The following is a 17,825-nucleotide window of genomic DNA, read 5'->3' as shown; positions in this document are numbered from 1 at the left end:
CTGCTCCCCTGGGCCGAAAGCCTACCCGAGTATTGCAAACTCAAATAATTTTAACCGATTTGAGTTCCTTATGGGAGCTCTTTTCTTTATCCCTCACGGGGGATTATTGAGCGCTTACGCTGCAAAACTTATATACATTTTTATTCTTATTTTAAATCCATCAACCCGTCCAAACTGAAGTCCAGAGCAGAGTAAAAGGCACCCAATTCAAAAAGAATCGGGTGCCTTTCTACCACTTTCCAGTGCAATATCGCAGAATCTTTTCTGTGTACGCCGAGGCTTGGGTTATTTCTCTCCAACTAGATTGCCACCAAGCCTAAATGTAATTGTTTCTTATAAGCAATCTTCTATTGTTTTTATGGCCACAGGTTTCGCATATTTAATCTGTGCATCTCGCAGAAAAATAGTTTCGGCTTTGTGTGGTGCAGCCCATATCGCGGGATAAACGACAAGCTCTTTGCTACATCTGCGACTTCTAACGGTAAATTTACCATTATTAAATATTACATTGATTCCAGACTGCTGAAGAATTTTCGAAAGTGGAAGTAGAATTGCTTTTTGTTCTACGTTCGTCAACGGTTCAGGCAATTTGCCATCTTCTCCCCAATCCAGAAGGTTCAAAGCCGCTTTTCGATCTAGCATACCATGAACATACTGATTTCGGTAATGCTTTAAACAGTTATGGCAAGCATTCTCACAGGTACAGTTTTCCAGCAGGTTTCTTGTCCTATTGAGTAAATTTTCAATTTGTGTTGCCATGCTGACAGCATAGCCAGCACCGCTTGAGAGGCTATCATAAAGGTAAATGTCTACAAAATCTCCATTTTGATTTTGACGCATGCGATAGCCTGTCACCAACTCCGTAAATTCAATATCTAATTCTTGGCAGGCTGCCAATCGGAGTGCTTCTGCCAGAGATTGTCCCGCACGATTTAACCACGAGTCTTTTTGTATATCTACATTTACACGATTACGATCCAGCTGAAACTCCAAGACCAACATATCAGTAATAAAATCATACCCTAGATTAATGTTGATACAGTCTGTATGTTTACACTGAGTTCGGTTAAATTTAGACCGGTAGGGACGCATAACCCCCTTTAGTGCACTTGCATCATCACCTGGCATCGCCGCGCCACAGTCGCAGCAGACCATAAAGCCTCTATCTCCTACACCTTTGTTTAGCATAATGATACGCTGGTTGGAACGAACTGCCATCCTGATATTAACGCATCCATGGATTGCTAAAACATCATCCGCATCAGGCAATGTAGAATACAGAGGCTGTTGTGTAGCAGAATACTCTTCATTTAATTGGGCCATTTCAATAGATCTGCCATCTTTTGGCGCAAATCCCCAAGGGCGAAGCATCTCACGCATCGATGTTAACGATGAATTGCCACAAAAAGGACACCGCTCCACATGATCTTCTTGTAAGCCAAACCACCCGCACGCATCACAAGTCAGCACCTGCTTACGGTAATTTGCATCTCGAATAAATGCTCTTGCAGGTGATGCTGCAGTTACAGCTTTTCGATCTGCTCCTGGGCAATACAGGCCGCCAATTTGATAAGTTGTTTTATCTACTACAATAGCTCTACCCGGCGCATATTCTCCAATGGCCATATCCAAGCCTCGTTCCACCTGGTATCGAATCCGTCCATCTGAACTTGTGATATATGTGCTTACCACGTTTTTAGGAAATGAATATGTCGGAATAATTCCTTCCTCATACAACGCATCTAACAGCGATTTTTTGCCAGACTCACTTCCGTCATCAGTATCATATAGTTCAGGATGTTTTTCCCGTTTATCTTTTAACTGCGCGAGTGCATCTTGAAGCGACGATTTATAGCTTTGTAACACTTGCTGAGATAAAACTGGAACCAAAATATCTGTCGGGCAAATTTGAAATTCTGCCAGGTATGTAGAAAAAGCCGACAAATGGTCATCCAAAAAAGTCATAGCCGGTATAGCATCCAGGCTATACAATTTTTTTGCCAAATAACTTTGTAAAGCGACCATGCTCAAATGTCGTTGAACAATTTTCTCACTACCAATATCAATCCAGGGTCTACATGGATCTCCGCGAAGCATCGGGACTGGATGGGAAAAATAAAGCGAATCATGCGGACCATCTTCACAAAAAGTCACTATGGTCGAAAGACTTGTACCTCTACGGCCAGCGCGACCAGCACGTTGCTGATAGTTTTCACGCATAGGTGGTATATTTCGTAGACCAACTGCTACCAGTGAGCCAATATCAATGCCTACTTCCATAGTAGTAGTACTACTCAAAATATCCACTGGAGTTTGTCCCGACTGTAGAAAATCCTGGAACCGAAGTTCATACTCCTCGGTGCGAGACCACAATTCGTCTCTTTGGTCTTTATAAGACAACTGCGCAGTATGTTCCTCCGTATCAATAACTCGGATTGTCTCCCCATGCAATGCATCTAAAACCGGTGTACGCCAAAAATCTAAAGCTTTCATTTCCTCTTTTGATACAAGATGCACTCGTTCGCTTTGACAAACCGGGCATTTTTTCCTCAATAGATACGGAGTCAACCCTGAACACTGCTCGCACCGATACCAACTATGCGCCAAGTCAAATCGAGGTTTTATACGTGAAAGATCTACATAATATTTTCCATCGTTTGTCTGGCTTTCAGCCATAAAGGTTTCTCTTAAAACCCGTACCCAAGTACTTTCTTGAGGATCTCCATCCTTCCATCCCATGATTTCTCGAATTGCTGTAGAGAAGTGCCAGTCTTTTGTCATTCCATACCCTGTATAATTCGGCCGCACTTTTAGACGGATGTCATTTGAAATGGTCTGACCCAATACTACAAAACGGTCACACGTCCATAGTATCCAAGCATGAAATAACTCCATAAACTCGGTTTCTTCTACCTCAATACCGGATTCTTCCAACAAATCAATTGCATCCCATTTTGCAACATCTGTTGGCTCAATCCAACTGATCGCAGCATCTTCTAATGTATTGTATCCACCGCAATAGAGTCGTAGTAATTGCTCCTTCATTGCATTCGGCGCATGTTCTACAATAGTAAATCGTGGCACGTAATCCAAACGACGCTTTTTACTCTTTTGATAACTTTTGAGAGCCTGCAGTCCATGTTCCATCAAGGTATTTTGCTGCTGTTCTACAAAAAGATGTACATGGTGTTCCACTGCAGCCATTGCAAAGAAGTCATACAGCGTATTCATCGAATGCTCTATCGTTTGATGTTCCATACAATTAATAGCAAGAGCCACTAATTGACGCGCTGCGGTTCGGTCGGATGCATCTGACATGTCCCGTGCCAGCTTAGCTGCGCGCTGTCGGCTGTCAGAAAACAATAGCACTTTACGTCCTTCATTAGGAAAGCGCTCCGGTTGTCCAGATTTTTCAGGGACCGGTGGCTGTGCTTGGAACTGTGATTTAATAAGATTGAAAAACGACAAATTTCCTCGCGTGTTAAATGATGTCAACTGCATCCGAGACAATTCGCGCAGGCAGTGGGGACACGTAGAAAATGTCAGCAAATTGGGACGCCCTTTTGCAGAAAAGCTGCTGTAATATAGTTTTCTAATACCTGGTTGTCCATCTAACGAATCATCAGAAAAATCAACAAATCCACTTTCTACATCTAAATAACAGGGCATAATAGGATTTTTTCCCTGTTTCTGTGGTAAGTGATAGTCTGTTTGCGGAATGAAAAGATGAATTTCTTGCACTTCATTTTGGTTAAATGCACCAGGTGCATGCCAAAGATATGTTCTTCTACGATTTTCAAAGTCCGATGTTAACACATATCCTTTAAAAAAGAGACTTCCACACCGCCGGTCATTGAACAACTCATAAACATTGCTTCCACATATTTTACAAGTCATTCTTCCATCGGAAAAATAAATCTCTCCTAATGTTAAACCTTGTTCTGTATGAGCATGAGGGCAATCGGGATTAGTGCAAGCATACACACCTTTAATTCCACGAAATAGCATATGCATTCGAGCTGGGAACAAAACACTGCCCTCTATATTGTGTGCCAATGGTGCAATTGCTAACATTACACTTACAGCATAAAGTGCCTCCTCTATTGTACTTGCAGGAAAGATCGCCTCTGCTAATTCCTGTAACGAAACTGCAGTTCCCCTGCACATTTGAAATAGTGTACAGAACGGCTTGTAATCTAGAATATGGTCATACATCCAATAACAGGCTGCTGAGAGATCTTGAAAAGGTGCAGCAGAATGAGTGACTCCTTGCCAAAATTCATTACAAGCTTTCAGCTTCTGTTTGTCTTCTCCTTCAAACTCTTCTGCTATAGCCACTAAAAAATTGGTTACTGGGATTTCCCAACTATTTTCAGCATGAATTTCTTCTTGCTCTCCTGTAAGATAGCAGAATGGACACTCCTCATCCGATGCTGTCAGTGCATTAGCAAATTCTCTGACTGCCTTTCGATCTTTCTCGTTCTGATCAGGCATACTAGCTGTCGTCAGTATAAATTGTACACGGTCCCGTTTAATGCCCAGTCGATGAAGTAATCTACGAATCAACAGTGAAACTTCACCACCAGATGACCCTCGATACATATGTGCTTCATCGATGACAAACAGAAGTTTATTTTCCGGTGCTTCATCCAGCCACCTTTTTGTATCATCCCAAATTTTCTTTTCTCGCGGCCGCAACAGCATATATTCCAACATCGAATAGTTCGTAATAAGAATATCCGGACAAAACTGTTGCATTTCAAAGCGTGTTACTAGCTCGGCATCCTCCGGATCAGGGATATGTTGGCTATTATGTAATTTCGTAAGAAAATCAGTGAAATTTGCCTTTGCAGGAAGTTTACCTTCGCGTATAAGCTTGGATAAAAACGCTTTTCCTTCCTCACTATCCGGATGAACCATTTGGGCATATGTATTTTCTAAACGATGATCTGCATCTTTCCTAGGCTCTGGACCAGCGTATGGCGTGCGACCGGTGTACATACCAAATTGTGGACGTCGCACATTTTTATGAGTACACTCCCTAAAAATCCTTACAAACTGGCATTCTGGATCTCCCATTAGTCGGCGCAATCTACTGACTTGATCCGATACCAATGCATTCATGGGATACATAATAATAGCTCGTACTCCACGTAATTTCCAACTTTCAGGTTGATTACGAGCTTCTGTTACTAACTTTGCCATCAACGGCCACAAAAAGCACTCTGTTTTACCCGAACCCGTACCAGTAGATACAAATAGGTCCTTTCCTTCCTGTGCCGCTTCCAATGCTGCAATTTGGTGACAAAACGGCGATGGATAAACGCCAAGTTTAGCCTCAGATAATTTGCCAAAATAATCCTTCATCCAATCTGGCAGTTTTTCTGACAGCTGAATTCCATGTTCCTTGCTTTTATATGCGGGGGACGATTCTATATACGGTTTTTGATATAAAACACCCTCCTGATCCAATTTTCCTTGCAGTGCAGAAAGCAGAATAGGAGATTTTCCAAAATATTGAGATTTTATATAGTTTTCAAGAGATAATCTCAACTGTTTATGGATTGCATTTGCTCCATTTGCCATAATTGCTCCTTTACAAAAACTGATATCCTATGGTCTCTAGTGTTTGTTCAAAAATCGGATACACATTCATTGACATTTCACGACAAAATACTTGTGGGGTCAATGTGGATATATCATAATTGATTGGCCAGCTATATAATTTAAAAAAATCCTCTTCTGCCGGTGGAAGGCGATAGCCCAAACGGATCTGCACTATATCTCTTTTCACTTGTGTTGTAATCGGAGGCAATTTATGTTTCATGTAGAGTAAGGCACTTGCAATGCGTCGATATTCTCCATCACTTGGCTGTCCAACACATCGAATATCATTGACCAGCCATTCAGGAATCTGTTTTTGCCAGAAGCAATCTTCTTTGTATCGATAAAACACATAAATCTTTCTTGGAAAGCCATAACGAGCTAGAGAAACTTGATCTTCCCTATCCGGATTTTCCTGCCAGTATCCTCTTGAAAATGGTGGCTTTGTACGAAGAAATTGGGCATCTCTCGGCCAGTCAATTCGAGTCCATTCCCCAAGCTTTAAAATGCTCTGTAAAAAGTCCTGCATTGACTGTGTTTGTAGTCCAAACATATTTGCTACACTTTCCCTATCCTTGCTTGCCTTAGATAGCTCATACATTCCTAATCCACTCATATGAACTTTTTTCATTGGATCAATTCCACGATAGAGAATACAGTTTTCCGTCCCACTTTTCTTTGGTACCGCAGGCGTTAAATGATACTTACTATGGTAAAAAAATCCATTCCGGCGGTATATATTGTAAATTTCCTCCGATAAACTTTTTATATTCTGCAGAAAACAATTTTTTATACTAGGCTCTATCACAAGATAAGCATTCAGCATTTCTTCTGCTCTCTTTTTAAAATGCTGAATTGAAATCGCTTCTCCATTTTCTGGACAATCCCACAAAGAGGTAAGCGCCATTTTACCTGTTGCACTATAAATCACTCGGCATAGGCAACTTGTGTTTGTCGGGTCAATTTCAATTCCAAGTTCCTCCGCAATTGCAGCAATTAGTTCTTCTCTCATTATTTATCCTTCAATATGACGCTCAATCTCTGTCTGAACAGATGGAGATAAATTTTTTTCATTTTCTATAAGCTCGGTCAAAACCTCCCACTTCCCGCTTAATATAGTAAGTGGCAATAACCCAAACAGATACTCCATGCTTGCATCAGTCAAATTTGCCATATATTTAGCATCAGCTAAAACTCGCTGAAGGCGATTTGCCAATAACGGATGCATTCGAAACTGTTTAAATCTATTTACTTTTACTCGATACTGATTGTTTGGGCGGAATATATTGTAACCTTGCTTTTTTTGTCCCCCAATCATCTGATCTTGTTTTGGCATTTGATCCACAAAGCATTCGGTAAATACAGGATATACATAATCCCATAGACTTTTTGGTTCTACTGCCAAATCCTCTGCAAAAGGATGCAGCCATAGGGAAAAGCTATGTTCCATTATCTGCGGCATACAAGCGAGCCAATCCGGGTGAAATGGATTTTCTACTGCTACTAGATCTGCCTCTACATAGGCTGTAAGTAATGAGGTGTCCATTTCTCCATGACATTTCAAATGGGATACTGTTTTACCAAATATTGTCAATGAAATTGCATTTGCAATTGCCTCCGCATTAGGACCAGCCAGTAATAATGGCATACCATTATAAAATGCAGAATAAAGAAATGACGAAAACCATCTAAGCCACTCTTTTCTCACGCCTGCTAGTTGAAGGTTTGTCTGCAAAAGATCTAGAGTTTCCATCCAGTTTTCACAAACTTCTACTTCTTCTCCATTTGATCCTTTATATGTGATACCCGGGCAAAATTTCCATCTATAATCAGATTTTATTTTTGATGGCTCAAACTTTTGATTTCCCTGTACTGTTAAAATTGGGGATAACTCAGCCAAAAAGCCTGCCATATCTTTTCGTGCATTATTAATTTTTGTTCGAACTTCCTGGAGTGTTTCTTCTCCTAACGCTTCATATTCTTCTATTTCCTTTTCTAGCGTATTATACTTTTCCTGAGCCTGCTTTATTTGGGAAAGAAGATTATCTTTTTCTCTTTGAACTGTTTGCTTTTCTTCCTGAGCCTTATGCAACTGGACCATATACGTTTGCAACAGTTCTTTCCTTTTTTGCTCTTCCTGATCTGTTTCTGCCTTTGCTGCTTTAAGTTCCGCTGCATGGGCAAGTTTCCAGCGTTGCGTCAAAGCTTCTTCACACTGCGCTTTTACCTTATCACTATGCATTGCAATTTGGCCTAAAAGATCGGTATCAATATCTCCTTCGTCCAATAAAAAATCTGCACGCTGTACAAAATGATCTACTATTTCTTTGGCCTTGTCCAATGGATATCCTAGCTTTTGTGAAACTTCTTCATATAATGATTCGCCACATGCGCGTTCAAACAGTTTTTTGCATTCACGCCATTCTGCTTTTGTTTTGCCTATGCAATCTTTATAAAGAGGCCAAGTCATTCGTCCCGAAATAATAGAATAAAGCAGTTGTCCTATATCATTAAGAACAAAATTTTCTTTAGATTGTGCAAGCGGTACCGATTTCACAAATTGCAACTTGTTTTCTACTGTAATAATATCCGAATCTGTAAACCGATAGACTGGAAGAAAATAGACATCATTTTTTATACATGTCTTTCCTTGAAATACCAAATCATTTTCTTTACAATAAAGTCCAGTATATTTTCTATATGCTCCCTGTCCAGCTTCATAACAAAAAACAATATCACAACCACACTGACGCAAATTTTCAAACCCGAGTAAAATCCTATCTCGAAGCTGCTCTATTGTATTCACTCTTTTAACTAAAATAAATTGCACTGGATGCAGTTCTGCTTGGAAGGTTGTTGTGATAAAATCTTTCCATGATTCCGTATCCCTGGGAATGGCTGACCAATGCCAAATCCCTATACTTCCATCTTCACTAGGTCCATTTCGCCAATACAGATGATCTCTATTATCAAAGTACTTTGGCAAGTCATCATTAATGTTAGGCAACCTTAACTTTCCATTGCTAAGATCTGCCAACCGAATCAGCCATTTTTGCTGATTAGCATCGCTTCGCACCATACATAGCGAAGTATATTCTACACTCTCATTCAATTTTACTTCATCCCTTCATTTTGTTTTACCAAATTGCAGAGCAAATAGTAAGCACTCCGGCTAATCCAGCCTTGCCGGATTACATGATATATCCATGTTTGCGTTAATGGATAATCTTTGAGCCTTATAGCAATTACTCCTATACCATGAGAAACTGGTATTTTATTGTCTTTACACAAATTCAATTTTGCAACTATCTGACGATCAAAATTATTATTTTTTAATTTTCTTTGACTCTCAAATCGAATCGTTCTTACAAGATCACATCCCTGAAAAATCTGAACTTCACATCCTATAGTAAGTTTGTCCACTGTGATTTCTTCTTCATCGGGAATTGCTCTAATTTCTTGTATACTATCTTTACGCAGTATGACTACTTTACCACTGTACGGGGCCTGGAGTATAATCTGTTTTCCTTTTGGCAATATATTATAAACTTGCTGATCCAACGCTCGACCATCTATATCTTTAATTTGGACATCTGGTAACGCTGAACATATGTTTGGCGTTTTCTTCATTAAATACGAAAAGCCCAATACTCCAGATTGTCCAAAAGACACCAACTGTTCCTTTGATGTTGCACTGATACGGTAAATTTTCCCACTTGTCAATTTTTCAGATTTTGTAACAGCCAAAAACGAAGGATATGCATGCAACTCCGCCTCATCGCCTTGCATATAGAAATAAACTGTTGGCTCAGTATGATAGATAAAATATTGATCTTTTGTATAGCAAGGCCAAATCGGATAAAATTCAACCGGATTTTCAGTCAGAAATACAGATCGTGCCAAGAAAAATCTAGCAACTTCTTTAGAGAATTCTAAGACCTGCACTTGATATAACCGCCATGTCGTAAACATGTCGGTTTTGCACTCCATTATTTTGTGACAATTAATACCATCAGGAATGTATCCAAGCGTTCCCTTCTGGAGCAAATAATATGATCGATGCGAATATATTTTACTACCTCTTAGAAACATCTTTCCAGAAGCGCAATCAAAAAAGGACCCCTCTGGATTCACCCCTTCTGTACTAGATGGATAATACCAGCCAACTGTTGATGACACTCCTTCATAACGGAATCGATATATTGAACTTGGTATATTTCCAATATTTAAATAGGTAACTCCTTCCGAAAAAATATGCTCTGCCGAATAGGTAAATTGTTGTTGATCTCCTAGTATAACTACTTTTCGGCATACAGGCTTAGTCCTATCAAACGATGGCATATGTAAAAAGCCAAGTTTTAAAATATAACTATTTTGTGTCAGTTCGATTTTTATAGGCATTTGAGGATGATTAGACTTTATAATAATTTGGTTATAAGCTTGTGCACGGTCTTCGCACGCCTTTGTCTCATCCTTTGACGTATGCCGAAAATGACGAGTATTACTGCCCGGAGCAGTCAGCAAAACTGCCTTCGCACACAATTCACACGCAAAAATCCCACTATTAGCTGAAACACCATGCGGATACATTTTGCAAGCTTCTTCAATAGATATGCGACGGTATCCATTTTTTGCTTCCCAAACACACACATGTGTCAAAGACACACTTATTCACCTCAATCTATCTTTACAAAACATCCAGCAAAGCTACAATATATTTTCGCCAACCTCTTCAGATCAAAATTATTACTCGGATAAATAATTTCGATTGCTTTGCATAAATTAATTTTATTTACCAATTTTTATAATTATACGACATTTTTTATCTTTTCTCAACTATGAGGCAGTTCCTTTTTGAAATACTACTAAATCCATGTTTTCGTTATCCAATCACACCAATTTCCACTTCAACCGCTCAAAGTAGCTCTCCAGCTTTTCATCACAGATCCGCTGCATTTCCTGTTTTTCTTCTTCGGTCAGTTTCTTCCAGACCGATTCATCCACCTGAACCACTCCCAGGGTCCTGGTATGGCGGAGCATCTGCATGTCCTCGAACCGCTTGAAGGGGTTGGACAGGATATTCCGCTGGGCCTGGGCGTCGGTATAGTCTCCCCTGGCATAGATGCTGTTGGCTTTTTCCACCACCAGACCAGCGGCCCGCCGAGCCTCATAGAATTTCCGGAAATAGTCAACGATATCGCTGAGCTTCACCCGGCCTTTGTTGTCTGCAAGAGAAAGAATTGCTTTCAGCAGCACCGGCTTATAGGAGTAGCTCATATCCATCTGACGAACCATCTCCATGAACAGATCCTTGCGGTTGGAGTCGTCAATGAGCGTCCAGCCATATTGCTCGGCGTACTTTTTGAGGGTCTCCTCTTTGAAGTACTTGAAGGTCCGGTGCTCGCTCATGGGGACCACTAAGTCCGGCACCAGCAGGCCTTCCCGCACATATCGCTCGATGGTCTCAGTCTGCACATCCACCCGGCGCACAAACTCCATCTGGGAGATCATGCCGGCAGCCTCTTCCTGCCAGTTGAAAAGATCAACCAGCTCATAATCCAGTGCATCCACAGGCCAATCGATGATAGCGTCGGGGCGTTCGCCGCGCTCATACAGCCCTTGCTCAGCCATTTTCTGCTTCTTGCTCCCCAATACCAGCGCACCCGGCCTGTACTCCTTTAGACGGAACAACCGGTGCATCGAGTACGGCATATTATACTGGCTGGCATTGTCTACAAAGTCAAACACCATCAGGCTTTCTTTGCCGGGCGACAGCCGCATACCACGGCCCAGCTGTTGCGTATAGAGCACCTTGGACATGGTGGGCCGGGCCATGAAAAGCACTTCGGTGGCCGGGCAGTCCCAGCCCTCGTTGAGCAGGTCACAGGCACACAGGACCTTTGTTTGTCCCTTTTCAAAGCGGGCCAGAATTTCCTGCCGGTCGGCCGCTTTGATTTCACCAGATACTGCTTCGGCAGCCACGCCGGCGCCATGAAGCCGCCCTGCAATTTCCTTTGCATGCTGGACAGATGCGCAGAAAATCACAGTGCGCTTATCCTTCACATATTGCAGCCATGTGTCCACAATCAGCTGATTCCGTTCCGGCACATAAATTTTGTTCTCCAGGTCACGTATGTTGTACTGGATGCTGTTGAAGCGCACCTTGGTCAAATCTATATTGGTATGGATACGAATGCAGCGCACAGGCACCAGTTCACCAATCTCGACGGCTGTCTGGATGTCCAGTTTATGAGCGGTATGTTTGAAGATGTCCAGAATATTCTTGTCATCGGCCCGCTCCGGCGTGGCGGTCAGACCCAGGGTGAATTCTGGTGTAAAATAGGCCAGGACCTTCTGGTATGTATCAGCGGAGGCATGGTGAGCCTCATCCACAATGATGTAGCCAAATTCGTCCGGCTTGAACTGTTCCAGATTCAGCGCCACACTCTGGATGCTGCCGCAGACGACGAAGGCGTCCTTTTCCTTTGCGCTCTCCACATAGCGGCCCACTGTGGCCTGGGGCCACAGTTCCCGGAATGTTCTGGCTGCCTGATCCACCAGCTCCACAGTATGAGCCAGGAACAGCGTGCGTTTGCCAAAACGCTTGGCATCCATGACGGCGGTCACCGTTTTGCCGGTGCCGGTGGCATGGTAAAGCAGGGCAATGGTCTCAAAGTGGCGGCGCATCTCCTCCAGTGCAACCAGCGCCTGCTTCTGGTGCTCCTTCAGTTCCAGACCGGAGCCATCCAGAGATTTGCCACGCTGGGTGGGAAGATAGTCCTCGATCTCCTTGAAGCTGGGATGCTGGCCCAGAAAGATCCGCAGCTCATCCTTGACCGTTTCCGGCTGCTGCTGCATCTGCCGCACCGCCCAGCGGTACACGTCCCAGCCCAGGTAGATCATGCTGTTCTGTTTAAGCAGATCATCATAAAACTTGTTCTGAGAAACCAGCCTGGGGTTATGGGAGGCTTCATCGTCAATCTCAATGGCCACTTTCCGCCCACCGTTCTCGATCATAAAATCGGCAAACCGGCTGTTCTGATAAATATCAAAGAAAGGGTACTGGGAATAGAGATAACCCGCCTTTTCAGCACCAAAGGTGTCAGAAAACAATTCAATAAACAAGTCCTCGGCACTGCTGCCAGAGATCGAACGATAAGTAGGCATAGAGGCACCTCACATGATCCGTTTCAGCCGGTCCTCTTCCGGGACCTCAGCCTGCAGGCTTCGCAGCTTCGCCAAGGAGATGGGCCGCTGGCCGTTCTTTTGCTTTTCCCAGCAATGCTCCCAGGCAAGTTTGCCCGGACCATTGTATACCTCGGAAAAGGTGCCGTCCGGATGGATCTGGAGCACCAGCAGCCACTTTGGCTCGCTCGAGAGTGCGACCCGGTCAATTTGCGTCGCTTTGATTTGAACCAGCCGACCATCCGGTGCTTTGGCATCATGGGTTTCTTTGGATGCCTCAAACAGCGTCAGCCCATAGCGGCAGGCCGCCAGCGCCTCGCCAATGCTCCCGATCATATGTCCATCTGGCGTATAGTGCCTCCCGGGAAACAGTTCTTCCAGTTCCCGCGAGACACGATAAAGAGTTTTAATTTTTTCTGCGACCATTTCCTGTATTGTTGCTGCGCTCATTCCCACACTTCCTTCAGCAGAATCTTTTTTGTAAATCCGCCGCGTTCGGCTGTCTTGTCTGCACGCACCTGCTCCAGCTCATCCAATGTCCAGCCGCGAGCCCGCACAACCGCCTGCATGACCTCCAAAAGATCGGCCAGTTCCTCCATGGATTTGCTCTCCTGGTATTCCGCCAGCTCTTCGTTCAGCTTTTGGTCCAGAAGCCGGATGTACTCCTCATCGGACAGCGTTTCACAGACACAGGTTTTCCCGTCTGATTCAATAATCTCTGGAATACGATCACGCACCAGTTTGTGATAGGTTTTAATAGGCATCTTTCAGCCTCCTTAAAATCTCCTCATCTGCCGGGCAGAAGGCATACTGGTCAATCTCATTTACCGTGATCCAGCGGATGTCGTTGTGTTCCAGCTTTTGGGGAGTTCCCTTCCGGATGGTCGCGTGGAACAGGGTCAGATGCACCGTCAGGTCCGGATATTTGTGGACCACGTCCATAAACACTTTGCCAACATCCAGGGTAATGGCCAGCTCCTCCTGACACTCTCGGATGAGCGCCTGCTCTTTGGTCTCCCCCGGCTCAACCTTTCCGCCCACAAACTCCCAGAGCAGCCCTCTGGCCTTATGGGCCGGGCGCTGGCAGATCATAAATTTCTCTTTGTCCCAGATTAAGGCTGCGACGACTTCAGTCATATAATTTTCCTCGCTCATTTTTGAATGAACGCAATGACAGCATCCAGATTGTCCAGAATAAACTCCTGTGCCGCCTGATTGTAGACAACAACCATATACGGTCCTTTGGAGCTTTCTCGCTCCTCTATGGAAATTCCAATGTTTATACCATTGTCTGTTGGTCTTCGAATAGTTTTTCCATCATCGCCTGTCACCAATTTCAAAAAGCCGGCTTGTATGAGCCAATCTGCGATGTGTTTATAGCTCAACTTTTTCATATTCTCTTCTCGAATTAACTCATTGATTCGGCGGGTGATCTCGCTAATGGGAATCGGAATTTCGGAATATTCAAACTTTCCCCGGGCTTCCCAGTCCAACTGAAACGGCACTTTTGCAGGTTTAATTTTGGGCTGAGAAATCCCTTCGTTTTCTACAACTCGTCTTAAAATGTCCGACACGTAAAAAAGACAACGTGATATTCTAACATTGTTTATAAGGTCATCATCCGGAACCGCTTGGTTTGTCAATGGATTGATTCCGTTGGCAAGTTTTTCTATGTAACTTTTTGCATAGGCTATCTTCTCCAGCTCGGTCATCGCGATTCTCCTTTATCCTACAACCAGCTTGTTTGTCTTTTTCAAGAACTTCGCCGGGATCGGCCGATCCAGTTTCCAGGTAATATTCATGGGCCGGCTTCCCTCATGTTTTACATAATTTGCAGTCCCCAGGAAGGTATACGCCTCTGCTCCACCGCTGATCCGATCCGTTTTGAACTCTCGGACAAACAACAACACTTTGCTCCCGCGTTCCCGGTGGTGAATATACCGTTGCCCTGTAGGAGAATCTGCTGCTGTAGTGCTCTGACTCTGCCAATGGAACAGGCTCTCGTTGATGGAGTAGTCCTTGTACATGGTGGTTGGCGAATAGTCCTTATCGGCTTTATTCAGCGTAACAAAGAACACATCCAGCTGCTTTTCTGGCAGCCACTTGACCCCTTCACGCACAGTTGCCGGTTTCAGGAAATCCATTGCAACCAGCAACTGATCCCGGGTATAGGTACAATGAAGATCTAGCGGGCAGTTAAATCCCAGCTCCACCGGCTCGTCTATAAAATCGATCTGCTCATACCGATAGCGGAGCAGGCTCAGAAGTTCCCCTAGCAGAATAGGGCTATCCGAGAGGGCATAGAGGTTATCCAGCACCTCATCTGCCGTCCAGTCCTCTGCGGCCTTGCCCCAAACTGTCACATAGAACATTTGGAGCATCCGCTGTTCCCTCTCGCCCAGCGCCGCAAAATCCACATCATCCAGACGGGGGAATAGGTCCAGTAAAAAGCGAATCCACCGCCGGGAGTCAATGACAGCCAACCGTGCAAAAGCTTTTGTGAGCAGATCCTCCACTGGTTCACTGAAATCCTCGATCACGTCCGCACGAGCACAAAGTCGGGAGAAAGAAGAGAATTTATAAATCGCCCTGGGGTCTAGGTGGTAATAGTCCAGAAAGTTTGCCAAAGTCAGCTCCAGACCGCTATCTTCGGTGAAGCTAGCCACCCGGGAAACAAGTCCTGCGGTGTTGCCATAGGAGGCTCGAATGTTGTCCAGAATATATCTGGCGGCCTTCTTTTCCAGTTGAATATAGCACCCCTTCGGAGCAGAGACAAATCCGTCCTTAATCTCACGGGTCACACTGCGACTCGTATTTGAGAGCAGCGCTGCAAACTTATCCTCAAAACGATACCGCTTGTTGGCCTGACCGATGAAATCCAGCACTGTCAGGCAGTCTTTCCCCTCCGCAAGGCGCAACCCACGGCCCAGCTGCTGGAGGAAGATCGTCAAAGACTCAGTGGGCCGTAAAAACAGGACCGTGTTGACCTCTGGAATATCCACGCCCTCATTGTAGATATCCACCACGAAAATAAACCGAATCTCACCGCTTATCAGCTTGCACTTAGCGGTGTTTCTTTCCTCATCAGTGGATTTACCAGTCAGAAAAATGGACGGAATTCCGCGCTGGTTAAAATAGCGGCACATGAACTCAGCGTGCTCAATAGACACGCAAAAGCCCAGACCTTTGACCTCGTCGATATCGGTCACATATCGGAGCAGGGAGTTCACTACCAAATTGGCGCGTCGATTGGCCACGGTGCCGCTAAGGGTATAGAGATTGGAAAGCTCCCCTTTGTCGTAACCGCCGGCGCTCCACTTCAACCTGCTCAAATCCACCGTATCGGTGACGCCAAAGTATTGAAAAGGACACAACAGCTTGCGGTCGATGGCCTCTGGCAAACGAATTTCTGCCGCAATGCGGTGATAGAAATAGGGCAGAACACTTTTGCCGTCCATACGCTCCGGGGTAGCAGTCAAGCCCAACAGAATTTTTGGGTTGTAATAGGACAACAACTTCTAATAGGTGGGCGCTGCTGCGTGATGAAACTCGTCCACTACAATATAGTCATAAAAATCCGAGGCAGTCTTTGCGGTAAAATCTTGGGAATTGAACGTCTGAACGGAAACAAACAAATGGTCGATGCTCTCCGGCTTATAATTGCCTACGAACAGCTCACCGAAGTTGGCATCCTTCAACACCGCTCGAAAGGTATACAGACTCTGTCGCAGAATTTCTTCCCGGTGAGCAATGAAGAGCAGCCGATGGGGCTTTCCGGGATTCTGCTTGCGAAACCGTTTATAATCCAACGCCGAAATCACCGTCTTGCCCGTACCGGTGGCAGCTACCACCAGGTTGCGGGTATATCCTCGGATGGTTCGCTCCGCCTCCAGCTTATCCAAAATTTCCTGCTGGTAGGAGTAGGGCGTGATATCCATGGTATAGATTGCGGCGTTGTTGGAATCAATGTACTTCTCCGCTTTCAGTGCCCGAGCCAGCCGTTCCTTTTGACCCTCTGAGTAGTATTCAAACTCGCTTGCGTTCCAGTAGCTCTCGAACGTAGCAGCAATCTTGTCGATGGTCTCTGGCAGATCTCTGCGGGTGACCTTTACATTCCATTCCAAACCACTGGAGATGGCTGCGTTGGACAGATTGGAGGAGCCCACATAGGCAGTGGTAAAACCTGTGTTTCGGTAAAAGATGTAGGTCTTTGCGTGAAGTCGTGTGCGCTTGGTATCATAGCTGACCTTAATCCGGGTATTCGGCAGAGCACGCAGTTCCTCAATGGCTTTTAGATCCGTAGCTCCCATATAGGAAGTGGTGATGATCCGCAACTCGCCGCCATTTTGGGTAAACTCTCGCAGTTCCTCCATCAAAAGCCGAAGGCCGCTCCATTTGATAAAGGAAACCAGCATATCAATGCGATCGGCAGAAACGATCTCCTTTTTCAGTTCTGTGTACATCTGAGGTTCCTTGATGGCGCCTGTAAACAGACTACTCCGGGCAATGGATGTCTCTGGCCGGCTCAAGCTTGCAGCCGTTTTCCCTGCTGCCAGCCGAGGGTCTTGCTGCCTTAAAAGCGCAAGAAGCAGCTCTGCCCGCTGGTCAACATGCAGCGCAGCAAAGTCAGCTTCTTGTGTGGTATTTTGAATCAAGGTTACGATCTGGTTGGCAAGCCCGATCTGTGTAGAAATATCTCCCCCATTGTCCAGCAGATTCTCCATTCCTTTCTGAACCACATCTGCTAGATATTGTGCTAACACTTTCGAAGCCTCAGCCCTATCAATGGGCGCAATGGACTTACAGACCTCGGGAATTTCCGAAAGCTCACTGTTTAAAGCCTGATTGATGATCTGTTCGTAAAGGCCGGGCGATAGCATATCTTTCACACTTTCCATGGAATTCTTATAGAAGTATCGTGTTAGCGTTCAGCTGAAAAAACCATTTGGGGTTCAGCGGAAATAACCAAACGTAGATCAAGTAAAAAGACCAAACAACCCAGATTTCCAATCAGATTATTCTTTCGCTGCTATCGG

The 17,825-nt window shown here is 44.5% G+C and carries 9 protein-coding genes and 1 pseudogene; all 10 read right to left on the bottom strand.

All coding sequences use genetic code 11. The features are described 5' to 3' along the window. Positions 1 to 333: 333 nt before the first annotated feature. The 10 genes and pseudogenes from B5G12_RS14495 to B5G12_RS13210 all read right to left on the bottom strand — a co-directional run bounded on the left by B5G12_RS14495 (position 334) and on the right by B5G12_RS13210 (position 17,669). Positions 334 to 5,586, bottom strand: a complete 5,253-nt coding sequence (locus B5G12_RS14495; RefSeq protein ID WP_144064167.1) for a DEAD/DEAH box helicase family protein — start codon at positions 5,584 to 5,586, stop codon at positions 334 to 336. Positions 5,587 to 5,596: 10 nt separating this feature from the next. Beyond that, a complete protein-coding gene (locus B5G12_RS14490) occupies positions 5,597 to 6,616 on the bottom strand; it encodes a hypothetical protein (RefSeq protein ID WP_144064166.1) in 1,020 nt (339 codons plus the stop codon). A 3-nt stretch (positions 6,617 to 6,619) separates the two neighbouring features. Continuing rightward, on the bottom strand, positions 6,620 to 8,716 hold the full coding sequence (locus B5G12_RS14485) for a coiled-coil domain-containing protein (protein ID WP_144064165.1): 2,097 nt from the start codon (positions 8,714 to 8,716) through the stop codon (positions 6,620 to 6,622). 2 nt (positions 8,717 to 8,718) lie between these two features. Beyond that, positions 8,719 to 10,269, bottom strand: a complete 1,551-nt coding sequence (locus tag B5G12_RS14480) for a hypothetical protein (RefSeq protein WP_144064164.1) — start codon at positions 10,267 to 10,269, stop codon at positions 8,719 to 8,721. 225 nt (positions 10,270 to 10,494) lie between these two features. Beyond that, positions 10,495 to 12,771: a DEAD/DEAH box helicase gene (locus tag B5G12_RS13235; RefSeq protein WP_087325367.1), complete on the bottom strand. Its 2,277-nt coding sequence runs from the start codon at positions 12,769 to 12,771 to the stop codon at positions 10,495 to 10,497. Between the two features lie 9 nt (positions 12,772 to 12,780). Continuing rightward, positions 12,781 to 13,239: a DUF6998 domain-containing protein gene (locus tag B5G12_RS13230; RefSeq protein WP_204245691.1), complete on the bottom strand. Its 459-nt coding sequence runs from the start codon at positions 13,237 to 13,239 to the stop codon at positions 12,781 to 12,783. Beyond that, on the bottom strand, positions 13,236 to 13,553 hold the full coding sequence (locus B5G12_RS13225) for a nucleoside triphosphate pyrophosphohydrolase (RefSeq protein WP_087325366.1): 318 nt from the start codon (positions 13,551 to 13,553) through the stop codon (positions 13,236 to 13,238). The genes B5G12_RS13230 and B5G12_RS13225 overlap by 4 nt, the downstream gene beginning before the upstream one ends. Next, complete coding sequence (locus B5G12_RS13220) at positions 13,543 to 13,926, bottom strand: (deoxy)nucleoside triphosphate pyrophosphohydrolase (protein WP_087325365.1); 384 nt, start codon at positions 13,924 to 13,926, stop codon at positions 13,543 to 13,545. Before B5G12_RS13220 ends, B5G12_RS13225 begins: the two co-directional genes overlap by 11 nt. A 14-nt stretch (positions 13,927 to 13,940) precedes the next feature. After that, entirely contained in the window at positions 13,941 to 14,501 is a 561-nt protein-coding gene (locus B5G12_RS13215) for a hypothetical protein (RefSeq protein WP_087325364.1), read from the bottom strand. A 12-nt stretch (positions 14,502 to 14,513) separates the two neighbouring features. After that, a pseudogene (locus B5G12_RS13210) lies at positions 14,514 to 17,669 on the bottom strand (DEAD/DEAH box helicase). Positions 17,670 to 17,825 lie beyond the last annotated feature (156 nt).

Source organism: Faecalibacterium sp. An58 (genome assembly GCF_002161515.1).
Classification (GTDB): domain Bacteria; phylum Bacillota; class Clostridia; order Oscillospirales; family Ruminococcaceae; genus Faecalibacterium; species Faecalibacterium avium.
The sequence above is the reverse complement of the archived record's forward strand: the minus strand, read 5'-3'. Positions and strand labels throughout refer to the sequence as shown.

What these genes read in the sequence shown, in the direction of transcription:
- B5G12_RS14495 (WP_144064167.1), bottom strand. Translation starts at nt 5,586, where the DNA reads ATGGCAAATGGAGCAAATGCAATCCATAAACAGTTGAGATTATCTCTT.
- B5G12_RS14490 (WP_144064166.1), bottom strand. Translation starts at nt 6,616, where the DNA reads ATGAGAGAAGAACTAATTGCTGCAATTGCGGAGGAACTTGGAATTGAA.
- B5G12_RS13235 (WP_087325367.1), bottom strand. Translation starts at nt 12,771, where the DNA reads ATGCCTACTTATCGTTCGATCTCTGGCAGCAGTGCCGAGGACTTGTTT.
- B5G12_RS13230 (WP_204245691.1), bottom strand. Translation starts at nt 13,239, where the DNA reads ATGAGCGCAGCAACAATACAGGAAATGGTCGCAGAAAAAATTAAAACT.
- B5G12_RS13225 (WP_087325366.1), bottom strand. Translation starts at nt 13,553, where the DNA reads ATGCCTATTAAAACCTATCACAAACTGGTGCGTGATCGTATTCCAGAG.
- B5G12_RS13220 (WP_087325365.1), bottom strand. Translation starts at nt 13,926, where the DNA reads ATGACTGAAGTCGTCGCAGCCTTAATCTGGGACAAAGAGAAATTTATG.
- B5G12_RS13215 (WP_087325364.1), bottom strand. Translation starts at nt 14,501, where the DNA reads ATGACCGAGCTGGAGAAGATAGCCTATGCAAAAAGTTACATAGAAAAA.